General features: G+C 67.4%; 19 protein-coding genes and 1 pseudogene. 13 read left to right on the top strand and 7 right to left on the bottom strand.

From position 1 onward, the window contains the following. Position 1: 1 nt before the first annotated feature. Entirely contained in the window at positions 2-886 is an 885-nt protein-coding gene (locus BM430_RS15900) for a LysR substrate-binding domain-containing protein (RefSeq protein ID WP_091950942.1), read from the top strand. Positions 887-900: 14 nt separating this feature from the next. Here the strand turns inward: BM430_RS15900 and BM430_RS15905 are convergent, their stop codons facing one another. From BM430_RS15905 to BM430_RS15915, 3 genes are all read right to left on the bottom strand, one after another. Continuing rightward, positions 901-1,992, bottom strand: a complete 1,092-nt coding sequence (locus BM430_RS15905; RefSeq protein ID WP_091950944.1) for a molybdopterin-dependent oxidoreductase — start codon at positions 1,990-1,992, stop codon at positions 901-903. 64 nt (positions 1,993-2,056) lie between these two features. Then, positions 2,057-3,139 carry a YeiH family protein gene (locus BM430_RS15910; protein WP_091950946.1) on the bottom strand — a complete coding sequence of 361 codons (1,083 nt, stop codon included), beginning with the start codon at positions 3,137-3,139 and terminating at the stop codon, positions 2,057-2,059. 277 nt (positions 3,140-3,416) lie between these two features. After that, on the bottom strand, positions 3,417-4,217 hold the full coding sequence (locus BM430_RS15915; RefSeq protein WP_091950948.1) for a pentapeptide repeat-containing protein: 801 nt from the start codon (positions 4,215-4,217) through the stop codon (positions 3,417-3,419). A 185-nt stretch (positions 4,218-4,402) separates the two neighbouring features. Between BM430_RS15915 and BM430_RS15920 the strand changes: the two genes are divergently transcribed. Next, a complete protein-coding gene (locus tag BM430_RS15920) occupies positions 4,403-5,077 on the top strand; it encodes a Crp/Fnr family transcriptional regulator (RefSeq protein WP_093568230.1) in 675 nt (224 codons plus the stop codon). Positions 5,078-5,674: 597 nt separating this feature from the next. On the opposite strand, the gene BM430_RS15925 is transcribed toward BM430_RS15920, so the two are convergent. Both BM430_RS15925 and BM430_RS15930 read right to left on the bottom strand, forming a co-directional pair. After that, positions 5,675-6,007: a 2Fe-2S iron-sulfur cluster-binding protein gene (locus BM430_RS15925; RefSeq protein WP_177303066.1), complete on the bottom strand. Its 333-nt coding sequence runs from the start codon at positions 6,005-6,007 to the stop codon at positions 5,675-5,677. Between the two features lie 410 nt (positions 6,008-6,417). Next, entirely contained in the window at positions 6,418-7,302 is an 885-nt protein-coding gene (locus BM430_RS15930) for an enoyl-CoA hydratase-related protein (RefSeq protein WP_093568232.1), read from the bottom strand. Positions 7,303-7,547: 245 nt separating this feature from the next. On the opposite strand from BM430_RS15930, the gene BM430_RS15935 reads away from it, so the two are divergent. The 11 genes and pseudogenes from BM430_RS15935 to BM430_RS35055 all read left to right on the top strand — a co-directional run bounded on the left by BM430_RS15935 (position 7,548) and on the right by BM430_RS35055 (position 21,072). Then, a complete protein-coding gene (locus BM430_RS15935) occupies positions 7,548-8,633 on the top strand; it encodes an efflux RND transporter periplasmic adaptor subunit (protein ID WP_093568233.1) in 1,086 nt (361 codons plus the stop codon). Further along, positions 8,630-11,737, top strand: a complete 3,108-nt coding sequence (locus BM430_RS15940) for an efflux RND transporter permease subunit (RefSeq protein ID WP_093568234.1) — start codon at positions 8,630-8,632, stop codon at positions 11,735-11,737. The genes BM430_RS15935 and BM430_RS15940 overlap by 4 nt, the downstream gene beginning before the upstream one ends. A 193-nt stretch (positions 11,738-11,930) precedes the next feature. After that, entirely contained in the window at positions 11,931-12,473 is a 543-nt protein-coding gene (locus BM430_RS15945) for a TetR/AcrR family transcriptional regulator (protein WP_093568235.1), read from the top strand. A gap of 59 nt (positions 12,474-12,532) precedes the next feature. Next, positions 12,533-13,726: pseudogene (locus BM430_RS15950) on the top strand (beta-ketoacyl-ACP synthase); the annotation flags it as partial. 347 nt (positions 13,727-14,073) lie between these two features. Beyond that, the gene (locus BM430_RS15955; RefSeq protein ID WP_093568237.1) at positions 14,074-14,880 is read left to right on the top strand and encodes an SDR family NAD(P)-dependent oxidoreductase; all 807 of its coding nucleotides are present in this window, start codon (positions 14,074-14,076) and stop codon (positions 14,878-14,880) included. A 567-nt stretch (positions 14,881-15,447) separates the two neighbouring features. Then, positions 15,448-15,726, top strand: coding sequence for a hypothetical protein (locus BM430_RS15960; protein ID WP_093568238.1), 279 nt, complete (start codon positions 15,448-15,450; stop codon positions 15,724-15,726). A gap of 131 nt (positions 15,727-15,857) precedes the next feature. Next, positions 15,858-16,418, top strand: coding sequence for a TetR/AcrR family transcriptional regulator (locus BM430_RS15965; protein ID WP_093568239.1), 561 nt, complete (start codon positions 15,858-15,860; stop codon positions 16,416-16,418). Positions 16,419-16,910: 492 nt separating this feature from the next. Continuing rightward, on the top strand, positions 16,911-17,855 hold the full coding sequence (locus tag BM430_RS35290; protein ID WP_177303068.1) for an NHL repeat-containing protein: 945 nt from the start codon (positions 16,911-16,913) through the stop codon (positions 17,853-17,855). A 402-nt stretch (positions 17,856-18,257) separates the two neighbouring features. Continuing rightward, a complete protein-coding gene (locus BM430_RS15975; protein ID WP_093568322.1) occupies positions 18,258-19,664 on the top strand; it encodes an MATE family efflux transporter in 1,407 nt (468 codons plus the stop codon). Positions 19,665-20,034: 370 nt separating this feature from the next. Beyond that, positions 20,035-20,454, top strand: a complete 420-nt coding sequence (locus tag BM430_RS34055) for a hypothetical protein (protein WP_143132054.1) — start codon at positions 20,035-20,037, stop codon at positions 20,452-20,454. Positions 20,455-20,823: 369 nt separating this feature from the next. Then, complete coding sequence (locus tag BM430_RS35055; RefSeq protein WP_210188441.1) at positions 20,824-21,072, top strand: hypothetical protein; 249 nt, start codon at positions 20,824-20,826, stop codon at positions 21,070-21,072. Positions 21,073-21,286: 214 nt separating this feature from the next. On the opposite strand, the gene BM430_RS15990 is transcribed toward BM430_RS35055, so the two are convergent. After that, positions 21,287-22,183 carry an ImmA/IrrE family metallo-endopeptidase gene (locus BM430_RS15990; RefSeq protein WP_093568241.1) on the bottom strand — a complete coding sequence of 299 codons (897 nt, stop codon included), beginning with the start codon at positions 22,181-22,183 and terminating at the stop codon, positions 21,287-21,289. 98 nt (positions 22,184-22,281) lie between these two features. Next, positions 22,282-22,623 (bottom strand): helix-turn-helix domain-containing protein, encoded by a 342-nt coding sequence (locus BM430_RS15995; RefSeq protein ID WP_093568242.1) that lies wholly within the window; start codon positions 22,621-22,623, stop codon positions 22,282-22,284. Positions 22,624-22,645: the final 22 nt, after the last annotated feature.

A 22,645-nucleotide genomic window follows, 5' to 3' on the forward strand; every position in this document is an offset into this window, starting at 1 on the left:
CATGACCCTCGACCAGTTGCGCATCTTCGTGGCGGTTGCCGAGCGCCAGCACGTCACGCGGGCGGCCGAGGCGCTGAACCTCGTCCAGTCGGCGGTCAGCGCCGCCATCAGCGCACTGGAGACTCGGCACGCCGTCAAGTTGTTCCACCGGGTCGGCCGGGGCATCGAACTGACCGAAGCGGGCGGCGTCTTTCTCAGCGAGGCTCGCGCGGTGCTCGCCCGCGCCCAGGCGGCCGAACAGGTGCTCGCGGACCTCAGCGGCTTGCGGCGCGGCACGCTGTCCATCCAGGCGAGCCAGACCATCGCCAGCCACTGGCTCCCCCGGCACCTCGTCGCCTTTCGGGCGGCCTATCCCGACATCGTCCTGCGGCTCGGCATCGGCAACACCGCCGAAGCCGCCGAGGCGGTCCGAGCCGGGACGGCGGAACTCGCCTTCGTGGAGGGCCCGATCGAGGACGGCAGCCTCGCGAGCACTCCGGTCGCCGAGGACCGGCTGATCCTCGTCATCGCGCCTGATCACCCGTTGGCCGCACGCGCGCGGTCGGGACGATCCGACCTCGCTTCAGTCTCCTGGGTGCTGCGCGAACCCGGATCGGGCACGCGCTCCGCCTTCGAGGCGGCGATCGTCGCGCTGGGCATCGCACCGGACGCACTCACGGTTGCCCTCGAACTGCCGTCGAACGAGGCTGTCCTCGCCGCCGTCGTGGCGGGGGCCGGGGCGAGCGTTCTATCCGAAGCGGTGGTCGGACCCTCTCTGCGAACCGGAGCGCTCGTCGCCGTGCCCTTCGCTCTGCCGACGCGAACCTTCCGGGTCCTGCGCCACAAGGAGCGCTACCGCAGTCGCGCCGCCGACGCCTTGCTCGACCTGATCCGTGCCGCCCCCTGACGGGGGGCGGCCCTTCAGGCGACCTCGACCCACACACGGTGCCAGGAGGCGCTGAGGTAGCCCTTGAAGTTCCACGTCTCGTCCGGCCGCGCCGGCTGGGTCTGCCCGGCGCTGTCCCAGGCGCGCACCACGAGGTCGCGCTCGCCGGACGGAAGGTCCAGCACGATCTCCCAGAACGTCCAGGCGAAGGGAGCGCCGGCCTCGTGTTCCAGCGTAGCTTGATGCCAGGACCGACCGCCATCGCCCGAGACATCGACGCGCACGATCGCCCGATCTCCCGCGATGGCGTACCCGCGAATGGTGGTCTCGCCCGCCTTGAGCCGGGCTCCGCGCGCGGGCTCGCAGATCGCGGCGTTAAGCGGCATCGTTTCGATGGTGTGGCCTTTCGCGGGATTGGCGGTCTCGGCCGTCACGTCCGGCGGGAACAGCTTGTAGTCGTCGGCTTGCATCGGGTTGGTCGAGGGATGGTCCTGCACCGTGATGCGCTTCAGCCATTTCGGGCTGCGCACGCCCGCGAAGCCCGGCACGACGGCCCGCACGGGGAAGCCGTGCTCGGGCAACAGCGATGCCCCGTTCATCGCGAAGGCCAGCAGTGTCTCGCCGGCGACCGCCTTGGCGAGCGGGATCGAGACGCCGTAGGGCCGTCCCTCCACCACATCTTGGCTCTCGAAGGCCACATGGAGGTCCGAGTGGAGGTTCGCTCCTGGCGCTACGCCCGCCGCACGCAGGACGTCGCCGAGGCGGACGCCGGTCCAGTCCGCCGTCCCGATGGCGCCGCCGTCCCAAGGATCGCCCGAGACTGGGGCGACCGCCCGCATATCGGCGCGGCGGTTGCCGGCGCACTGCATCGTGGCCGTGACGGTCGCCTCGGGAAAACGCGCGCGCAGATCCGCCAGCGACAGATCGAGGGGACCGACATGCGCGCCATCGACGGACAGGCGCCATGCGGCGGCGTCGATCTCCGGCAGGTCGCCGTGGGAGCGGACGTAGAAGTCTTCCGCAGGGGTCCGGTAACGGGCCCGCAGGCGGGTCAGCGGTGGCTCGGCATTGTAGGGGCGCTCCCCATGAACGATCAGGCGCGCCATACGCTCGGTCAAGCTCGACATGGGTGTCTCTATCGCAGAAGGTCGGACTCCAACGCGCTCATACGCGCCGGGTGGCAGGCCTATTTCAGGCGATGCCGAGCAGGCGGATCAGCCCGAGGCTCACGGCCGTCAGGGCGGCGAGCGAAGCGACTACCGCCAGGGTGACGCGTGGTCCCGCCTTGGCGACGCTGCGCACGTCGACGCCGAGGCCGAGGGCCGCCATCGACACGATGGTCAGCGCGTTCGCCGCCGCGGCCATGGGGTGCAAAGCCGCTTCGGGAACGAGCTCCGCGGAGCGAAGACCCGTCAAGGCCAGGAAGGCGAGGATGAACCACGGCACCAGCCGGTGCAGCGGCATCCGGCCCGAGGCGGGGCGCTCGCCGGCCGTGCGGTGCGGTACGGTCACGCCCGTCCCCGCGCGCAGCCAGCTAATCCCGAGCGAGAGAGCCAGGACCACTGGCCCAAGCATCAGCACGCGGACCAGCTTGACCAGGGTGCCGACTTGGACGCTGAGGGCGGCCACCGGGGCGGTTGCGGCGAGAACCTGCGGCACGGCGTAGACCGTGAGCCCCGCGAGCACACCGTACTGCATCGGTGAGAGTCCGAGCAGCGGCACGAGCAGCGGCAACCCGAGAACGACGAGAACGCCGAGCACGGCGGTGAAGGCGATGGAAGAGGCGACGTCCTCGCCGTCCGCGTCGATCACCGGGGCCGCCGCCGCGATCGCCGAGTTTCCACAGATCGAGTTGCCGCAGGCGACGAGGATGGCCAGGCGCGGGGTCAACCCGAGAACTCGGCCGATGCCGTAGCTCGCCGCAATGGCGAGGGCCACCACCACCGCGATGCCGACGAGGAGCCCCGGCCCGGCCGCGAGCAGCGTCCCGAGGCTGAGCGAGGCGCCGAGCAGGACGACGGCGATTTCCAGGACGGTCTTGGCGCCGAACGCGATACCGCGAGCGAAGCGCCGACCAGGGTTCCAGGCCGTGCGGACGGCCGTGCCCAGCACGATGGAGAGGACCAGAGCCTCCAGCCACGCACGGCCGAAGATATGCTTCTCGACCATCTCCAGCCCGAGGGCGGCGCCCGTCACCGCGAGGCAAAGGCTCAGGCCGGGCAGGATGGAAGACAGAGCAAGCGCGCGTGATCGGAGAAAGGCTGCTGCGGGCATGGTGCGTGCACCTCGCGGACTGGATCTGCCACGACCATGACCGCGTCCATTCGTTCGATCCAACGGAACGTATCGATCATTTTGATCACGCGATGCGATGATTTGGCTGGGGACGACGAACGTCGTGCTTTGGCTTGAAGCCAGTCTTGTCGATTGGGCAACCCGAGTTTGCGGCTTCGCTGATATCAGGGAACGTTGTAGATTACCGCTGACTAGGTTTCTTGAGACAGAAACCGTTGAGGTCAGAGGCGGGCCGTCAGGTTGGTGAACGGGCGGATCAATCGGATGCCTGAGTGACGGCACGGTCGATGTTCACCCTCTCCGCCCAGTCCTTGGCCTCGGACTGACCTTGGAGGTCGATGAGACGAGCGCCGCTGACATCGACGTTCTTGAAGTCCGCGCCCGTGACCGTAGCACCGGTCAAATTGGCCCCGGACAAGTCTGAGCCCATCAGCACCACGCCAGTGAGATCGGCATCCTTAAGATTCGCATACTCCAGGCGTGACCGGCCGAGGTTGGCTCCCTTGAGGTTCGCGCCCGACAGGTTCACCGAGGTGAACACCGCCCGCATCAGACCCATGGACTGATTCTTGATGTTGGCTCCGCCCTTGAGATCGACCAGCGTGGCGCTGCTCATGTTGGCGCCCTTGAAATCGCCGATGGGCATGGACCGGCTGAGGTCGGCCCCGCTGAGGTTGGCCTCCCGCGCAGTGATGCCGAACATTTTCGCGTCCGCGAGCTTGGCCCCGGAAAGGTCTGCCTTCAGGAGCCATGCCTGTTCGAGGTTTGCGCCGCTGAGGTCGGCGCCGCGTAGATTGGCCTTGTTCAGGCGCGCAGTTCGTAAGTTGACGCCCCGGAGATTCAACCCGGAGAGATCGAGGCCCGACAGCGCCTTGTCGTGCAGGTCGATGGGCTTACCGTCCGCGGCCTGGATCATCGCCTCTACGTCGGCGCGGCTCATCTCGGCCTTCGTCATGGCAGGCGAGGACATGTCGGCTCCGAGCAGCAGATCTTGTTCGGCCGCGGCGGGGCCGGCAGCGAAGACGGCGAGCATGAAGCTGAGGGCTAAGCGGCGCATCGGTTTACTCCCGGCGGGCGCCACGCATGGCGGGCACCCTTATCGTGTTCGTTGTGTCGCGATGCTATGCCGGGCCGCTGCACCCGGTCGGTGACCCAGGTCACACAAATCCGGCGCGGCGGGAGGAAAACGCAACGCGCGCCGGACGATCAACCCGTCGTCATGGCCGGGGGACCACGCCAGCCATGACGGATGCCCAAAAGGTCGAGCGGTGGATCGACCGGTTTCCGCTTCTTCAAGCTCTCAGCCCGGCGCATCTTCAGATCGCTCGGGGAACCGTGCATTTCCCGGTGCTGGATGCAGGCGCCATCGCCTACGAACTAAATGGCGAGTGTGCCAACTACCTGATGTGCCTGGAGGGACGCACGCGGATCTTCCGGATGTCGGAGGGCGGACGCGAGGTGCTGATCTACAAGGTTGGCCCGGGCGGCACCTGCCCCCTCACCACTCAGTGTCTCCTGTCCGGCGGCACCTTTCCGGCGCAGAGCGTGGCCGAGGAGCGGACCGAACTCGCGGCCCTGCCGGTCGGCACGTTCCAGCACCTGATCGGCGACAGCGCGGCGTTCCGCAGATTCGTCATGGATGACTACACGCGATTGATGTCCGGCCTGTTCACGCTGATCGACGAGGTCGCGTTCGCACCGCTGAAGCAGCGCCTCGCGCAACGCCTCCTCACTGAAGCCGATTCACGGGGCGTCGCCGCGGTGACCCATCAAAAGCTCGCGGACGATGTCGGAAGCGTGCGCGAGGTGGTGAGCCGTATCCTGGCACAATGGGCCGAGGCGGGCCTAATCGAACTTCGTCGAGGCGCGGTCGAGATTGTTGACCGGACCCGCTTGGAGGCCGCAGGGCGGCGGTGACTGGCGGCGTGCTGGTGTCCATTTTTGAGGCCGACGCAAATCGAGCTTTACGACTGGGTTGGTTCGGCAGGACCTTGTCTGCTCTTTTGGCAAGCCCTCCCCAGAGTAGACAGGCCACTACTGGCCAGAAGTTGCCGAACCGGGTCCATTGAACTGCCTGGAAGCGGACATTTCGACCGTCTGCAATGGGTCAGGTGTTCGCATGCCGCTTGTTCGGCTGTGCGCCATAAGTGGCCTTTCGGACAAAAGCGCTGGAACGGCCGCTTAGCCCACGAGAGCTGCCATTGATGTGGGATGGCAGGTACGAGCGGCGACGACACCCTGATGTCGTGGCTCATTTCCATGCCGCCGGACAGGGCCCTCCACCTGCCTCAACGACGCCGAGGGCTACCTCGTCATCGCCGGCTACACGGCCATCAAGGCGACCGAGTCTGAGTTCGTCGACTTGGAGGCATTCGAGCTCTGAACGGCTGTCAACTGCAGCGTGGTGAAGCGCCTCGTACCAGAGCTTGCGACCGAGTAGTGAGGGGGTATCCCCGGTCGCCTCGAGTTCGGGACAGGCTAGACTTCCAGTTCCACGTCGCCTTCGGGTTCGGCTTAGCGAGCGAGGATGTAGCCGTCCTCGCGGTCACCGTCGCTGAGCGCGTCCTGCACCGACATGCGAACGTTCCCGGCCCTCAGCTTCACCATGCAGGTTCCGCACGTCCCGGAGCGACAAGCGCTGTCGATGCGGACCTTCGCCCCGCCGGCCACGTCGAGCAGCGTCTCGCCTTCCCGGGCCGAGGCCGACTTGCCGGAATCGAGGAACCTCACCTTGCCGGACTTCCCGACCTTCCTGGTCGGATCGCGCCGGTCCGTCCCGAAGGCCTCGGTCCGTATCTGATCGATCGGCACGCCCAGGTCGACCAGGACCGTCTTGACCGCGTCCATTATCGGTGTCGGCTCGCAGATATGGGCGCGGTGGAGCGCGATGTCCGGTAGGGCGGCCCTGACGAAGCGCGCGTCGATGCGGCCGGTATGACCGTTCCAGGTCTCCTCTCCCGGTGAGGACATCGCGACCGAGACGCGAAGCCTGGGGGTTTTGCTTTCCCAGCGTCTCGATCTCGTCCTTGAAGATATGGGTGATCTTCGAGCTTCATGAAGGTTGGAGCCTCGAGTGGAAGGGCGTCAAAGGCTATGGTCTGTCGAACGGCGCAAAACAGGCGTCGCGGCGCATCCGAGCCGCATAAATATATTTTAAATATAATCTATAATTAGATGCGCTCGATGCGCAACGGGGGTGGGTTCCCCTATGCGCTGGCGCCCGCCGAAAGGCAGGGCGCCGTGCCGTGGAGCCGCGCTCAACGGCCGCGATAGACCGGCTCTCGTCCCTCGGCCTCCGCCTTCCGGCCTTCAAGGAAGTCTTCCGTGCCATAGAGGGCGCGGTACTGCTCCCCGAGGTCGGAGAACGCCCTTCCTTCCCCCTGGTCGACCTCTTTGCGAGCCGAGGCCAGGGTGGTCTTGATCCCCGGACCGCAGCGGGCGATCCTGGCCGCCATGTCCAGCCCGAGGTCCAGGGCGGCGCGCGGGTCCGGGGCGATCTCCTGCACCAGCCACATGCGCCGCGCCTCCTCGGCTCCCCAATGGTCGCCGGTCAGCATGTAGCGCATCGCGTTGCCCCACCCAGCCTCGCGCGGAAAACGTATGGTGGAGCCGCCTCCCGGAAAGCGCCCGTGCGTGTTCTCGTCCTGGGCAAAGCGCGTGTCGGCCGATGCGATTCGGATGTCGGCGACCAGGAAAAGTTCATGGCCCATGTTCCAGGTGTCGCCGTGCACGACCGCGACGAGCGGCTTGCCGAGGAGGCGGCTCCGACCCAGCGGATCGATCCCATCGGCGTCGGGCGCGCGCGCCTTTCCCGTCCGGAGGGCCTCGGCGAAGGCATCGACGTCGATCCCGCGAGAGAAGGACTCGCCGTGGCCGAACAGCACCGCCGCACGAAGTCCGTCGTCAGCATCGTAGTCGGCATAGGCTCGCGCCAGGGCGCCGAACGCTTCGGGATCGACACGGTTGTGAACCTGGGGCCTGTTGAGACCGATCAGGCAGACCTCTCCGCGCCGTTCGACGGTGACCTTGCGGTCCGCGGGCGGCGGGCTCGGACCGTCGAACCTCCGTTCCGACCTTTGTGAGCCCTCAACGGTTCCGGCCTGGGCGAGCAGGCCCGACGCCCCCCCGACCAGGGAAGACATGACAATCGCGCGTCGCGACGGTCGGGATATCGGCACTGACATCGGCAACACCCTGCGCTTCGTGAACGGCTCATCGCCGAAGGCCCGTGCTGGCTCCCCCGCATGAGGTCCGGACCTCGCATTTCGCGGGATCTCCGACCGGCGGTCACGAAGGCCATTGACGATAGATGACGACCACAATAGATGATGAACGTAATTCAAGCCGACGAGAGGCCTTGGGGGAGCGGGCTATGAGTGAGAGATTGATGGCGAGGTTGACGAGCGGATTGGCCCTCTCGGCCCTCGCGGCGTGCTCGCAGGCCCAGACGGCCGTGACGCCGGAGCCGCCCCTGGTACAGGTCGCCGAGGTCGCGCCCGCCACGGGGGCCATTGCCCGCTATACCGGCGTCATCCGGGCCCGCACTGAGAGCAACCTGGGCTTTCGCGTCGGCGGCAAGATCTTCGAGCGCCTCGTCGACCCGGGCCAGCACGTCGAGCGCGGGCAGGCGCTGATGCGTCTCGACCGCACCGACTTCACCCTCGCGCTCAACGCGGCCCGCTCCTCGGTCGAGGCCGCCCGGGCGCAGATGATCAAGGCCAAGGCCGACGAGGAGCGCAGCCGCAAGCTCGTTGGCGAGGGCTGGACCTCCCGCCAGACCTACGACCAGAACAAGGCCGCGGCCGACGCGGCCGCCGCCCAGTTCGCTGCCGCCGAAGCGCAGGCGAGCCAGATCGAGAACCAGGCCGGCTATTCCGAGCTCCAGGCCGATGCCGATGGCGTCGTGATGGAGGTGCCGACCGAGCCGGGGCAGGTGGTCGCCGCCGGCCAGACGGTGGTGAAGCTCGCTCGGGACGGCGCCCGCGAGGCGGAGGTCTTCCTGCCGGAGGGCAGCAGGCAACTCGCGAAGGGGGCCGCGTCGGCGACCCTCTATGCCGAAGGCGAGGCGACCTACCCGGCCAGGCTCAGGGAGCTCTCCGCTACGGCCGACCCGGCGACGCGCACCTATCGCGCCCGCTACATCCTGTCCGGCGGCGGCGAGGCCGCGCCGCTCGGGGCGACCGTGACGCTGCGGCTCAAGCCGTTGGACACGGGGCGCTCGGGCTCGGTCGACGTGCCGCTCGGCGCCCTGTTCGACAACGGGCACGGCTCGGCGGTCTGGAAGCTCGACGCCGCCACCGGGACGGTCGTCGCCCAGGCGGTCGCCGTCGCCCGCCTGTCCGAGGAGAGGGCCGAGGTCGCCTCGGGCTTGAGGCCGGGCGACCGCATCGTGGCGCTGGGCGCCCACCTCCTGAACCCAGGCCAGGCGGTGCGTCAGGCGCCCCCCAGCATGACGGGAGTGGCGGCGCGATGAGCGGCTTCAACCTCTCCGCCCTGGCGGTCCGCGAGCGGGCCGTCACGCTGTTCCTGCTCATCGCCCTCATCGGCGCGGGCGTCTTCGCCTTCGAGAAGCTCGGCCGCGGCGAGGACCCGAGCTTCGCGGTCAAGACCATGGTCGTCTCGGCCGCCTGGCCGGGCGCGACGACGGACGAGATCCAGCGCCAGGTCGCCGACCCGCTCGAGAAGCGCCTGCAGGAGCTCGTCTACTACGACCGCGTCGAGACCACGGTCCGGCCTGGCCTGTTGCTGATGAAGGTGTTCTACAAGGACAGCATGCCGCCGGCCAAGCTGCCGTCGGAGTTCTACCAGACGCGCAAGAAGCTCTCCGATCAGGCCTCCAGCCTGCCGCGCGGGGTGCTGGGCCCGTTGTTCAACGACGAGTTCTCGGACGTCTACTTCTCCCTCTACGCGCTCCAGGCCAGGGGGATGCCGCACCGCGAGCTGGTGCTGCGCGCCGAGGACCTGCGCCAGCGCCTGCTGCGCGTGCCGGGCGTCGAGAAGATCAGCATCCTGGGCGAGCAGGCGCAGAAGATCTTCGTCGAGATCTCCTACCAGCGCCTCGCGACGCTCGGCATCACCGGCCAGCAGCTCCTGGCCTCGCTCGCCAACCAGAACGACGTCACGCCGGCGGGCTTCGTCGAGACCACCGGCCCGCGGGTGTATCTGCGGCTCGACGGCGCCATCGACGGCCTCGACGCGATCCGCGAGCTGCCGGTGGCGGCTGGCGACCGCAGCCTCAAGCTCGGCGACATCGCCGAGGTGAGACGCGGCTACGAGGACCCCCGGACCTTCGAGATCCGCAACGACGGCGAGCCGGCGCTGATGCTCGGCCTCGTGATGAAGCCGGGCTACAACGGCCTCACCCTCGGCGCGGCGCTGGACGCCGAGGAGGCGGCGATCCACCACGAGACGCCGGTCGGCATCACGTTTGCCAAGATCACCGACCAGGCGAAGGTCATCGACGACGCCATCCACGAGTTCATGGTGAAGTTCTTCACCGCGCTCGGGGTGGTGATCGTGGTCAGCCTCGTCGCGCTGGGCTTCCGGGTCGGCATCGTGGTGGCGCTCGCGGTGCCGCTCACCCTCTCGGCGGTGTTCGTCGTGATGATGGTGACGGGCCGCGACTTCGACCGGATCACGCTGGGCGCGCTCATCATCTCGCTCGGGCTGCTCGTCGACGACGCGATCATCGCCATCGAGATGATGGTGGTGCGCATGGAGGAGGGCTACGACCGGATCGAGGCGGCGACCTATGCCTGGAGCTCCACCGCCGCCCCGATGCTGACGGGCACCATCGTCACCATCGCGGGCTTCCTGCCTGTCGGTTTCGCCGCCTCGACGGCGGGCGAGTATGCCGGCAACATCTTCTGGGTGGTAGCCTTCTCGCTGATCATCTCGTGGGTAGTGGCCGTGACCTTCACGCCCTATCTCGGCGTCAAGCTCCTGCCGAACATCAAGAAGGTGGAGGGCGGCCACGGGGCGATCTACGCCACGAAGAACTACGAGCGTCTGCGCCGGGTCGTGCGCATGTCGGTGGACCACAAGTGGATGGCCGCTGGCATCACCGTGGGTCTGTTCGCGCTGGCTGTGGTCGGCATGGGCAAGGTGGAGAAGCAGTTCTTCCCCAATTCCGAGCGGCCCGAGCTCATCGTCGAGGTGACGTTGCCGACGGGCTCGGCCTTCGCCACCACCGAGGCGACGGTGAAGCGGGTCGAGGCGGCCGTCCGCACGCTGCCGGAGGCGCGTGAGATCACGAGCTATATCGGCCAGGGCATGCCGCGCTTCGTGCTCTCGTTCGATCCCGAGCTGCCCGATCCCGCCTTCGCGCAGATCGTCGTGCAGACCGCCGACGCGCATGCCCGCGACGCCCTCCGGATCAAGGTCCGCCAGCTCGTCGACGAGGGGCGCTTCCCCGAGGCGCGGGTGCGGGTACTGCAGATCGTGTTCGGGCCGCCGGTGCGTTTCCCTGTCGCCTTCCGGGTGGTCGGGCCCGACCTCGACGTCATCCGCGGCATCGCCGCCGAGGTGCGCGACGCCATGATGACCAACCCCAACATGCGGATGGTCCACCTCGACTGGGGCAACAGGACTCCGACCCTGCGCCTGGCCTTCGACCAGGAGCGCCTGCGCCTGATCGGCCTGACCCCGAAGGAGGCCGGCCAGCAGTTGCAGAGCTACCTGACCGGCACGCCCGCCACCCAGGTGCGTGAGAACCTGCGCGCGGTCGACGTCGTCCTGCGCAGTCCCGGCCCGGAGCGCCGGTCGCTGGGCGACATCGGCGACCTGACGCTCACCACGAAGGACGGGCGCCAGGTGCCGGTATCCCAGGTCGCGCGGCTGGAGAGCCGGACCGAGGACGCGGTGCTCAAGCGCTACAACCGCGAGACCTATATCCGCGTGCAGGGCGACGTGCTCGACGGCCTCCAGCCGCCGGACATCCACGCCCAGGTCTTCCCTCTGCTGGAGCCGATCAAGGCCAAGCTGCCGCCGGGCTATCGCATCGACACGGCCGGTTCGGTCGAGGAGAGCGCCAAGGCGATGACGGCCCTCGTCAAGGTGTTCCCGATCATGCTGATCGTGACGCTGACCGTCATCATGCTGCAGGTGCGCTCGTTCTCGACCATGTTCATGGTGTTCGCCACCGCGCCGCTGGGGCTCGTCGGCGCCGCACCGACGCTGCTGATCTTCCACCAGCCGTTCGGCTTCAACGCGATCCTCGGCCTGATCGCCCTGTCGGGCATCCTGATGCGCAACACGCTGATCCTGGTGGATGAGATCCACCACGACCAAGCGGCGGGCCTGAAGGATTACGACGCCATCGTCGAATCGACGGTGCGTCGGGCGCGTCCGGTGATCCTGACGGCGGCGGCGGCGATGCTCGCCTTCATCCCGCTGACCCACTCGGTGTTCTGGGGAGCGCTGGCCTACGTGCTCATCGGCGGCGTCGGCGTCGGCACCCTGCTGACTCTGCTGTTCCTGCCCGCCCTCTACGCCCTGTGGTTCCGGGTCGGTCGTGAGCCGAAGAAGGCGACTGTCGGATCCGGCGCCGTCCCAGCGGCCCACGCGGCTCAGCCCTGAGGTCGGGCCGCGCAAGCGGCCCCTCCCGGATACCCGGGTCGACGAGATCGCACGCCCAGCCGAGGGCGAGCGGTGCAGCGACCGGTCTGTGCTTCCGCCCCCCTCGCGCAGGCCGGTCGTTTGTCCTCGCGGAATGTTTCCGCTCCAGAGACTGACAGAGCGGCACTTCACTCGGACACCGAAGGACCAGGCGATGCCGAAAGTTTCGCGGGAACAGGCCAAAGCCAACCGACAGCGCGTGGTCGAAGTCGCATCGACCTTGTTCCGGGAGCGCGGCCTGCGCGGTATCGGCGTCGCCGACATCATGGCCGCGGCCGGCCTCACACACGGCGGCTTCTACGGCCAGTTTGCCAACAAGGATGCTCTGGCCGCCGAAGCGTTCGATGCGGCGCTGGCGGAGGAATACCGGGGAACCACCGACACCGTGGTCGCGAACTACCTCTCGCTCGACCATGTTCAGGAGGCTGGCAAGGGATGCCCTCTCGCCGCCCTTGCCAACGACGTCTCGCGGGAAGTCTCGGGCAGCCTGGTCCGGGAAAGGTTCACGACCGGCGTGGAGCACCTCGCATCCATCGTCGCCGACCCGACGCCTGAAGCATCGGAGGAGCGACGCCGGGACCGTTCCCTGGCGGTCGTGTCGACGCTCGTCGGGGCCGTTGTCCTTGCCCGTGCCGTCGACGACGAGTCGCTGGCAAAGGATCTGGTTCGTTCGGCGCAGGCCCTGATTACGTCCTGACCACCAGGGGCAATGTCGTCAGGCCGTCTTTCCGCATCCTCTTGCACAGGATCATTCCGATGCGCGAACCCATTGTTGTCACCGGAATGGGCGTCGCCTCCCCCCTTGGCTGCAGCGTCGAAGGCATGTGGAAGCGTCTGATCGCCGGGGAGTCGGGCCTGAGGCGGCTTCCTGACGACATCGTCCCGGACATCGAAGCCAAGGTGGCAGGTATCGTCCCTTCGAGGGGCGAGGACGCGGAGGGGTTTGATCCAGGTGCGCTCATTTCGGCCAAGGACCGCCGGAAGATGGATCGCTTCATCGAGTTCGCCCTGGTCGCCGCCGATCAAGCTCTGCGCCAGTCGGGCTGGAAGCCTTCCGACGAGGCGGAGCGGGTTCGGACAGCGACCGTCGTCGCTTCCGGCATCGGCGGTTTCCAGAGCATCACCGAGGCTGTGGAGACCGTGGGAACCCGTGGCGCGCACCGGCTCTCCCCGTTCACCGTGCCGGCCTTTCTGGTCAACCTCGCCGCCGGGCACGTTTCGATCCGCTATGGCTTCAAGGGACCGCTCGGCGCGCCTGTTACCGCCTGCGCGGCGAGCGTCCAGGCCATCGGTGATGCCATGCGCCTCATCCGCAGCGGCGAGGCCGACGTCGTCGTCTGCGGCGGCGCCGAGGCCTGCGTCACCCGCGTCGCGCTCGGAGGCTTTGCAGCGGCGCGAAGCCTCTCGACCCGCTTCAACGACACGCCCGCGGCTGCCTCACGCCCATTCGACCGAAGCCGCGATGGCTTCGTCATGGGCGAGGGGGCGGGCATTCTCGTGCTGGAGACGCTTGCCCATGCAGACGCCCGCGGCGCCATTCCGTTGGCCGAGCTCGTGGGCTACGGCACCAGCGCCGATGCCTACCACCTGACCGCTGGCCCCCCGGATGGTAGCGGCGCTCGTCGAGCCGTCACCGCCGCACTCGCCATGGCGGAACTCGACCCAGCCGCCATCGGGTACGTGAACGCGCACGCGACTGCGACCCCCGTCGGGGACGTGGGCGAACTGGCGGCCCTGAGGGCGGTCTTCGGCAAGGCCGGCCCAGCGATCTCGTCGACAAAATCCGCGACCGGACACCTCCTCGGAGCCGCCGGAGCCTTGGAGGCGATCATCACCGTGATGGCCCTTCGAGATGGCATCCTACCCCCGACCCTGAACCTCACCGATCCTGACGAGGCTGCGGCTGACTTGAACCTCATCGGTCCGACGTCTCAACGTACTTCCGTAGAGTAGGCACTCTCTAACGGCTTCGGCTTCGGCGGGGTCAACGCCAGCATCGTGCTCAAACGGATGCCCACGAGCGAGAGCTCCAATGTGACAGCGGTTGGTTGACCGCTCCGGAATTGGCGCCCGTTGTGAGGGATTTCGCTTGCGCGCGACAATAGATTATGTTAATAATATAAAATTGTTTCGCTCGGCCAAGCACAAACCCGCCGGGCGGCATGTGTCGATGGTTTCGATTCCTGGCCTACACAAACTCAGTCAAAGGCAACGCGGCGGACATCAGCACTTAAAAAAATGTATCAGCGTCCAGACTGACGAATAACTCTCAACGCATCGACTTGGAGAAAGCAAAGATGTCACCAATCTCTGATGCGGCAAGCGGCTCGGCACAAAAATGGGCTTTGGTGACTGGAGCTTCGAGCGGGCTCGGCCTCGAATTTTCGGACATCCTGGCCAGTCAGAAGGTCAATCTCGTTCTCGCTGCGCGACGGCTGGAGCCGATGGAGAGGCTCGCGAGCGATCTCCGGCGCAAGCATGGCATTGAGGTCCTGATCGAGCCGACGGACTTGGCGGCCCCGGGAGCGGCAGCCCAATTGAAAAGCCGACTGGATGACAGGTCGCTGCGGATCGACATCTTGGTGAACAACGCGGGGTATGGCTTGCATGGCAACTTTCTCGATACCCAGCTTGATCGCACGGTCGACATGATACAGCTTAACGTCACGGCATTGACCGAGTTGAGCTATATCTTCGGGAAGGACATGGCGGCTCGAGGTTCCGGGGAAATTCTCCTCGTAGCGAGTTTGCTGGCACTGCAGCCCGTCCCGACCTACGCGGCTTACGCGGCGACCAAGTCCTACGTTCTGGCCTTGGGAGAGGCACTGCACGACGAGCTACGTCCGCATGGCGTGGTCGTCACCACGCTCTGTCCGGGACATACGGAAACCGGGTTCGATGCTGCGGCTGGCGCTCCCGTGTCGCCCATGCTGCGCCTCCTGACGATGAAGCCTCGCCCTGTCGCTGAGAGCGGCCTCCATGCTCTATCGCAAAGGAAGGCATCCGCGATCCCCGGATTCAAAAACAACGTGGTGGCTTTCTCGAACCGTCTAACGCCACGTTCGATGCAGCGCGCCACAATGAAGAAGGTCATTAGCCCATAATGCATTCGATAAATTGGGTCGCCAAATTACTGTTTATATTTCATCTGATAGACGTTGTGCATTGTGGATCGTTAAGTCTATAATACGATGCGCGCAGGGACAGAGTGCTGGTGCCTGAGGGCGAGGTTGACTTGTTCCCTGCTGTCCCTCCACGAACAAGGTTGGGTCTGTTCCAGTTCTACCCCCTGCGGGGCGGGTGAGCAACAGGCCGGGGCATGAACCCTCGACGCGGCGCAGTACCCCCAGTTCGTTGCGTCGCGAGGGCGCCGGACTTGGTGGCGAAACTTGTTGGCGAATTCCACCGGGATCAGCTCGGCGAGGTGTGGTTCCGGGTTCGCCAACCAGACGCAGGCGCCGCGCGGACGCATCACGGCCTGGCCGATGCGCAGACCGGAGCGCCGGCTTCGTCATGAGAGACGACGTGACAGCAGATCGCCCGCCACCCTGAAGGTTGCGTGCGGTATCCCGGCGGGCCCGATCCCGCTCCCTCACGGGTCCGCCGGGAATTCCATCGTCGCGCGGCCCAGGTCGCCGCCTTCCACGACATGCCCTGCAGGATCGCGCGGAATGGGACATCCCGACCAGACAACCGAGAAGCGGGATGCGACCCATCACGTCGTCCTCAAGCGCGGGCACCGGGGTCGCTACCGCTTCACTATCATGACCGAGGACGCGACGGTTTCCGGTCACGTGCAGGTCGATCCGGCCGTGACGGACAGGCAACAGGCCGACCAGCTGGTGCGCCGGAGGATCCTCGAACTCACCGGCTTCCTCGCGCTCTGGGCGGACGGTGGCGAGGGCGTGACCGCAGGCCCTGTCCCTGAGGCGGTGAGCGAGAGGACGTGAGCGAGGTTCGAGGCTGCGCCGTCAGCTCCGCCGTCCCGGCGCGTCGATCAGAGACACCCCCCTTCGCGGGCGTTCTCAATGACTGACGCTCAGCATATATACCGCGACCAGTTGCGTCGAAGGATACGAGGATGCCCCGAGTTTCGCAGGAACAGGCCAAGCTCAATCGTCAGCGGGTGGTGGAGGTCGCCTCGGCCCTGTTCCGCGAGCGGGGCCTCCACGGCGTCGGCGTCGCCGACATCATGGGCGCCGCCGGTCTCACCCATGGCGGGTTCTACGGGCAGTTCGACAGCAAGGACGCCCTCGCGGTCGAGGCGTTCGACGCGGCGCTCGCCGAGGAGTATCGCGGGGCGCTCGACGTCCTGATCACGAACTACCTGTCCGTCGACCACGTCCGGACGCCCGGTAAGGGCTGCCCCCTCGCGGCACTCGCCAACGACGTTGCGCGGGAGCCAGCGGGCAGCGCCGTCCGCTCACGCTTCACTTACGGCGTGCGGCACCTCGCCGGGCTTCTCGCCGACCTGATCCCCAAGATGTCGAGGAAGCGCCGTCAGCAGCAGTCCCTGGCTCACCTCTCGACCCTCGTCGGAGCGGTCGTTCTCGCGCGGGCGGTCGACGACGAGGCGCTCGCCAACGACTTGATCGAGGCGGCGCGCGTCTCTGTCGCGGGACAGGGTCCGCCGACGACGTGAGCGCCCCTGCCACGATGGTCAGGATGGGCGACGCCGGAGAGCGCAACGCCCCCGCAGCTTTCCTCGATGATACCGGGGCAGCGGCCGGGAGGAACTACGGTCGGCCTGTTTCCCGCTGCGCCTGCGGGGCGCATGCCCCGGACGAGCGGCCTCTGGTCTGATCGGACAACGCCAGATGGTCCTCAGGCGGGAGCCGGCGGACAACGATTGCGGCTCCACCGCTCGGGGGTGTAGCGCCGACGCCGGGAGAAAGGCCGCTTGACGCCGTTGCTGGACTTAAATAAATGTCATACATAATATAAAATATGGTCCAACGACGGGATTTCGACTTGGCACCGGAAGGGCCATCAGGGGAGGTTGACGTCGATGAAAAGGCTCACTCAAGACCACGAGCGCGGTCAGGACCGCCTCGATCTCGGCGCTCGCCCTGCCACCATACGAGTGCCGGCGTCTCGCCGATCTCGTTCGGAGGAAGCGGATGGGGTACGGCGCGTGGCCGCGCTGCCGGTACTGTCAATCGCCCTTGCTTGGCTGAGCCTCCCGGCTGCAGCGGCTGACGGTCCGGGTGCGATCCAATTGCCGGACACAAGCCGATTCCCGGAGAGCGTGACGTCGATCTCGGATGGAACGCTCTTCGTGAGCAGCATCGCCGACGGAGGCGTGATCAGGATCACCGGACAGGGTGCGGTCACAACCCCATTCCTGAAGCCTGGCGAGCACGGGACTCGCTCCACCTTCGGCCTGCTCGCCGACGAGGAGCGCGGGACATTGTGGGTCGCCTCGAACGACGCCACGATGCTCGGGGTCAAGGGACCGACAGGCACGCAAGGGGCTCTGGTCGAGGGAGCTTGGGTCATGGCCCTCGATCTCGCGACGGGCGCACTCAAGCGGAGCGTGCAACTTCCGGGCAAGGCCCTGGCGAACGACTTCGCTCTCGACAAGCAAGGGGCGCTCTACGTCACCAACACGGTCGCGCCGCAGATCCTGCGATTGAAGCCCGGTGCCGAGGCGTTCGACGTCTTCGTCGAGAACGAGGCCCTTCGGAAGGGGCTCGACGGCATCGCGTTCGGAACCGACGGCAACCTCTACGTGAATACGTTCATGGGCGGCGAGCTGTTCCGCGTCGATATCGCGGACGGGACCGCCGGCAAGGTCACGCAGCTCGCGACGAGCCGGTCCCTGAAGTTTCCGGACGGGCTGCGCCCGTACAAGGACGGCTTCCTGATGGTCGAAGGCAGCGGCGCCTTGAGCCGCGTCACGGTCTCGGGCGACCGGGTGGGGCTCGAACCCATTGGCCAGTTCGCAGGCCCCACAGGGATGACTGTAGCCGGCAACAGGATCTGGGTCGCCGAAGGTCAGCTGGGGCTGCTCTCCGAGGTCGCGAAGGGTGGTCGCGAGACCCCGAGCTTTCACCTGCGATCCGTCGGCGTGGACTGAGCACCATCCACCGAAGCGGTCGCTGGGTCGGCGGAAGAACAGTGCTGAACCAACAAGTTCAGCAGAGTTTCCAGGCGGCTTTGCTGGGGCGCCACACACTAGGCCTAAGGGCTGCGTCTCGAACCCATCGTTCCACGGAGCAGGAGGCATCACGATGATCGAAAAGCAGCTTTCCGACGCAGCTCCACCTTCGCCTCCGCCTCGGCGACGTATGGGGACGGCACCCGACGAAGTCGGGATCGGCCCGGTCGTGAGGGTCAGGGAGATCCATCAGGCGGCCGTTTCGCGGGGCGCCGTGGACGCCTCCGGATCGCGCGCCGATGTCGGCCTTCGGCAAAGGATCGGGAGGTCGTCATGCTGACCGTGACCACCAACTCCAATAGTGGCATCGGGCATCCCGCCATGGATATGCGAACGCGCCGCCTGCTCGAAGCGCCTCTGGTGCCGACCCTGGCCCGAATGGCCGTGCCGAACATCGTGGTCATGGTGGTCCAGACCTCCATCGGCCTGATCGAGACCTACTTCGTTGCGGGCCTCGGCACCGATGCCCTGGCCGGCATGGCCCTCGTCTTCCCGGTGGTGATGCTCGTCCAGATGTTCTCCGCCGGCGGGATCGGCGGCGGCATCCAGTCGGCGGTTTCGCGCACGCTCGGGGCCGGTCGGCAGGCGGAGGCCGGGCTTCTCGCCTGGCACGCAGTGGCGCTCGCCCTGGCGCTCGGGATCCTCACCAGCTTCGTCGCGCTGCCGCTCGGACCGGCGCTCTACGCGCTGATGGGCGGGACCGGCGGCTCGCTCCAGGCCGCGACTGCCTATGCGACCGTCGTCTTCGGCGCGGCCGTCCTGATCTGGCTGTTCAACGCCCTGTCGGCGGTGATCCGCGGCACCGGCAACATGGCGCTCCCCGCCATCGTCACCTGCATCGGCGCCGTCGTGCTGATCCCGCTCTCGCCCGCGCTGATCTTCGGCTGGGGGCCGTTCCCCGCGCTCGGCGTCGTGGGCGGCGGCGTCGCGTTCGCCGCCTACTACGCCGCCGGCTCCGCGGTCTTCGCCGCCTATCTCTGGTCCGGCCGCGGCGTCCTGCGCCCGAGCCGGAGGCCACCCAGGCTGACCTGGGGACCGTCCCGAGAGATCCTCCGCATCGGATTGCTCTCGGGCATCGCCAGCATGACCTCGAATGTCACGGTCATTGCCGCAACCGGGTTCGTCGGCACGGCGGGGCCGGCGGCTGTGGCCGGGTATGGCACCGGTGCGCGGCTGGAATACCTGCTCGTCCCGCTCGTGTTCGGTCTCGGCTCACCAATCGCCGCCATCGTCGGCACGGCGTTGGGAGCCGGCAACCATGCCCGGGCTCGTCAGGCCGCCCTGACCGGCGCCGTCACGGCCGGCGTCCTGACCGAGGCCATCGGGCTCGCGGCCGCCCTGTATCCCACCGGGTGGCTTGCGCTGTTCGGGGGCGATCCGGCGATGCTGGCCACGGGCTCGTCCTATCTGCGCCTCGTCGGTCCGTTCTATGGATTCTTCGGCTTCGGGCTCGCTCTGTACTTTGCCGCGCAAGGCGCGGGCCGCGTCGGCTGGCCCCTCGTCGCGAGCTTGCTCCGTATGGCAGTGGCTCTCGGTGGCGCCTGGATCGCGTCGGTGCTCGGGCTCGGCGTCTCCGGAATGTTCATCGCGCTCTCGGCCGGGTTTGCGACCATGGGGATCGTGAACGCGGTCGCCTTCGTCACCGGACGAATGTTCCTGATCGGCATCCCTCCGGCGGTATCTGCACCTCCGGCCTCACTTGCGCCGGTCGCGGGTTCTGGGCGGTGACGGCTCCCATTTGCCGACCATAGTCCCCGGTGGTGAAGGCGGTCCTGCTTCGGTTCGCGCGGCCCAATCGACGCCGGGGTACCTCTCCGTGGGTCTCAGGCTTCGATTGCTCATGCGCGCGAACCTAATGACGTCGTGGCCACCGCCTACAGGTCCGCTTCCTCCTATCAAGCGGACCTCTGGTTCAGCGGGCCTGAAGTTCTGCTTGGGGTCATGAGTTCCCACGACGCTTGTTCGTGAGGACCCGGATGGTCTCGTCCTACAGCTGGGATTGCGCGTCCACGTGGAGCCCTTCCTTTACGCGAGGAGGCTGCCGGGCGGGGCGTGTCCCGATCTAGGTCACGCCGCGGCGGTGCTGTATGGGGGCCGGATGAAGCTCGACATCACCCTCTGGAACGGCACCGCCCAGGTGCCCTACGCCCCCGCTAAGACCGTCCGCGGCCGCGAGCTCGGAGGCGGGGCCTCGATCCTCAAGCACGTCGGCGGTCCGCAAACGAAGCCGGAGAGCTACGCGACGATCGACACCGTGCGGGTGTCGGTGCCGGCCACGAAGCGGCAGGCCGCCTGGTCGCACGCGTTCCCGGTCAAGGGCAGCTCCGGCTCGATCCGGGTCCCGGCCGGCTCGACGGTCGTCGTGGTCTGGCAGGGCCTGTCGCACCCAGCGCTGGTCCAAGTCCGAGACGCCGAGGCCGTCCGCCAGATCCGCGCCGCCCGGAAGCAGCTCACGCGGTCCGGTTCAGCGTCAAGCGCGCCCAGCTCGGGGCCCAAGCCGTCACGGCCTCGACCCTGAAAGTCGTCCCGTCCATCGTTTCGATCTCCGCGCCGGGGGCGAGGCCGAGGACCTCGTCCATCGCGGAGACGGCCGCCAGGCGCACGCCCGGCTCGACGGCTAGGCCTCCCGACGGGTCCTGCCCGCCGGCCGGATAGAGCCCGACCCAACGCCGCCCGCCGGTCGAATCCCGCGACTTCGTCGCGAGCCGCTGCGGCGGCTCCAGGGTGAATTTGGTGGTGCCGGTCCCATCACCGAGGAGCTGACGCTCCTCTGGGCCCGCACGCTACTGCGCCTCAATCCGGGCTTCTCAATCTGCTACTGCTCGGCTGCCGGGGCCGCGGGATGTGGGCGCGGGTGCTGCGGCGGGTTGAAGGTGCGCTGAGGGCGATGCCGTTCCGTCACGCCGGCGCGGTGCGGCCCGCCCTGATTCGGCCGGGATCCGGCATCACCAGCCGCGTTCGGGCCTACCGGGCCGGGCTCGTCGCCATGCGACCCATCTTCCCGTTCGTCGAGCCGTTGTTGCCATCCCTGGTCACCTCCTCGTGGAGGCTCGGCCGCGCCATGCTGCGCATCGTCCAGGGGCGGGCCGACAGGTTCATCTTGGAATCGGCCGACATCAATCGGATCGGCGCCTGAGGCCAGAACGGCAGTGTTGCCCTTGAGACCTTCGACCCGCTCTATCATGCCCTGTTCGCGCAGGCGTGCCGACGAGGCCTCCGGCTTCGTCGCCAATCGCGTGGTGACGGCCCGTCAAACGCCCTGCTAACCCCTCGCCCCCGAACCGAATGGGACCGTAGGCAGACGGCTTTCTCCCCGGCGATCGAAGCGTGGGAGCCGCGGAGGTGTTCGGCTATCGACGCCGGTCGAGGGCCTCGAAACGGTCCACGACGTCGGGCTCGGTTTCCTCGCGCGGGCGCCACCTCGGGGCCGCGTCGCCCATCTGCAGGATGGTGATCACCCTTTCGTGCGCCGTAGCGTGCACCGTGTACTCCTCGACCTCCTCGTCGAACCAGACGCCGGGCGGATGGACGATGCCGGCCCTGCATCGGTCGGCGAGCGCGGGCTGCGCGGCGCCGGAGACCTCGTGGATCGGCTGAGGCGGACCCGATGTCCTGAAGAAGCAGCCGGTCCTATGCGCCGCCGCGCTCGACCACGACCAGAGGACATAGCCATCGGTCGAGACGACGATGACGGCGCGACGCTCCGTGTATTCGAGCCAGCGCAACACGAGCGCCGTCAACGAGACCCCGTACCGGCCGGCCAGCGTGCCGAGATCCTCCAGCGTGGGCTTCGACTTCGGATCCAGCTGCCGCCGCATGTCGTGCAACGGCATCAGGAGCGAGGCCGCAAAGGTATCGGCCTCCTTCTCGATCACCCTGATGTCTCGCTGGAGGAGGTCCCCCACCTTACAGTAGATGCCGTCGGCCGGCAGCAGGTGGCGATGCATGAGGTAGTGACCAACCTCGTGCGCCACCGTGAACCGGCGGCGTCCCTCGTTCGCTAAGGCGTTGCAGATCACCAGCCAGCCCCGGGGATTACCGCGCAACGGAACGAGCGCACCCTCGAAGCCCTTCAGGGGCTGGGTCTCGACGCCGAGCACCGGGTCGTCCGGCCACCGCGCGCGCGAGATCTCAAGGATCAGCTGCTCGACGTCGACCGGATACCGGTCCTCCGCCTTCGCCATGTCCAGCAGCTGCGTCAGGTCGTTGGCCCACCGCGTAGGCGTCAAACCCGCGGAAGAAGCCATGCCCGCAACCTCGAATCGGTCCCGACCCAAACTCGCAGGAAGCCGCCGCCTCCACAACGCGGTCCAGGTTCGGAAACGTCGCGACCCGGGGCCGCTGGTCAGCGCTTGAAGGTCTCCGTGATGCGCCGGATCTGCTCCTTCACGGACGGGTCGAGCCCCTTGTACTTGCGGAAGAAGGCTTCGTCCTCGGCGGTGGCGAGATCGGCCTCGCTGTCCATGAGGTAATCGGCCGTCACCCCGAGGGCCTTGGCGATCCGGTCGATCTTCTCAGCGGAAGGCCGCGGCGGGTTTTTGTTCTCAAGCTCCCACACGTACGACTTGCTCGACCCGGTCCGCTCGGCGAGCTGGTCGAGCGTCAGGCCGGCCTTCTTGCGCAGCTCCCGGATCTTCTCGCCGAACGTCGCCACGTCCCTCACCACTCTCGCCGGACCCCGGCGCATCTCGTGTTCGCTGTAGGATAAC

The organism is Methylobacterium sp. 174MFSha1.1, from assembly GCF_900116815.1.
Classification (GTDB): domain Bacteria; phylum Pseudomonadota; class Alphaproteobacteria; order Rhizobiales; family Beijerinckiaceae; genus Methylobacterium.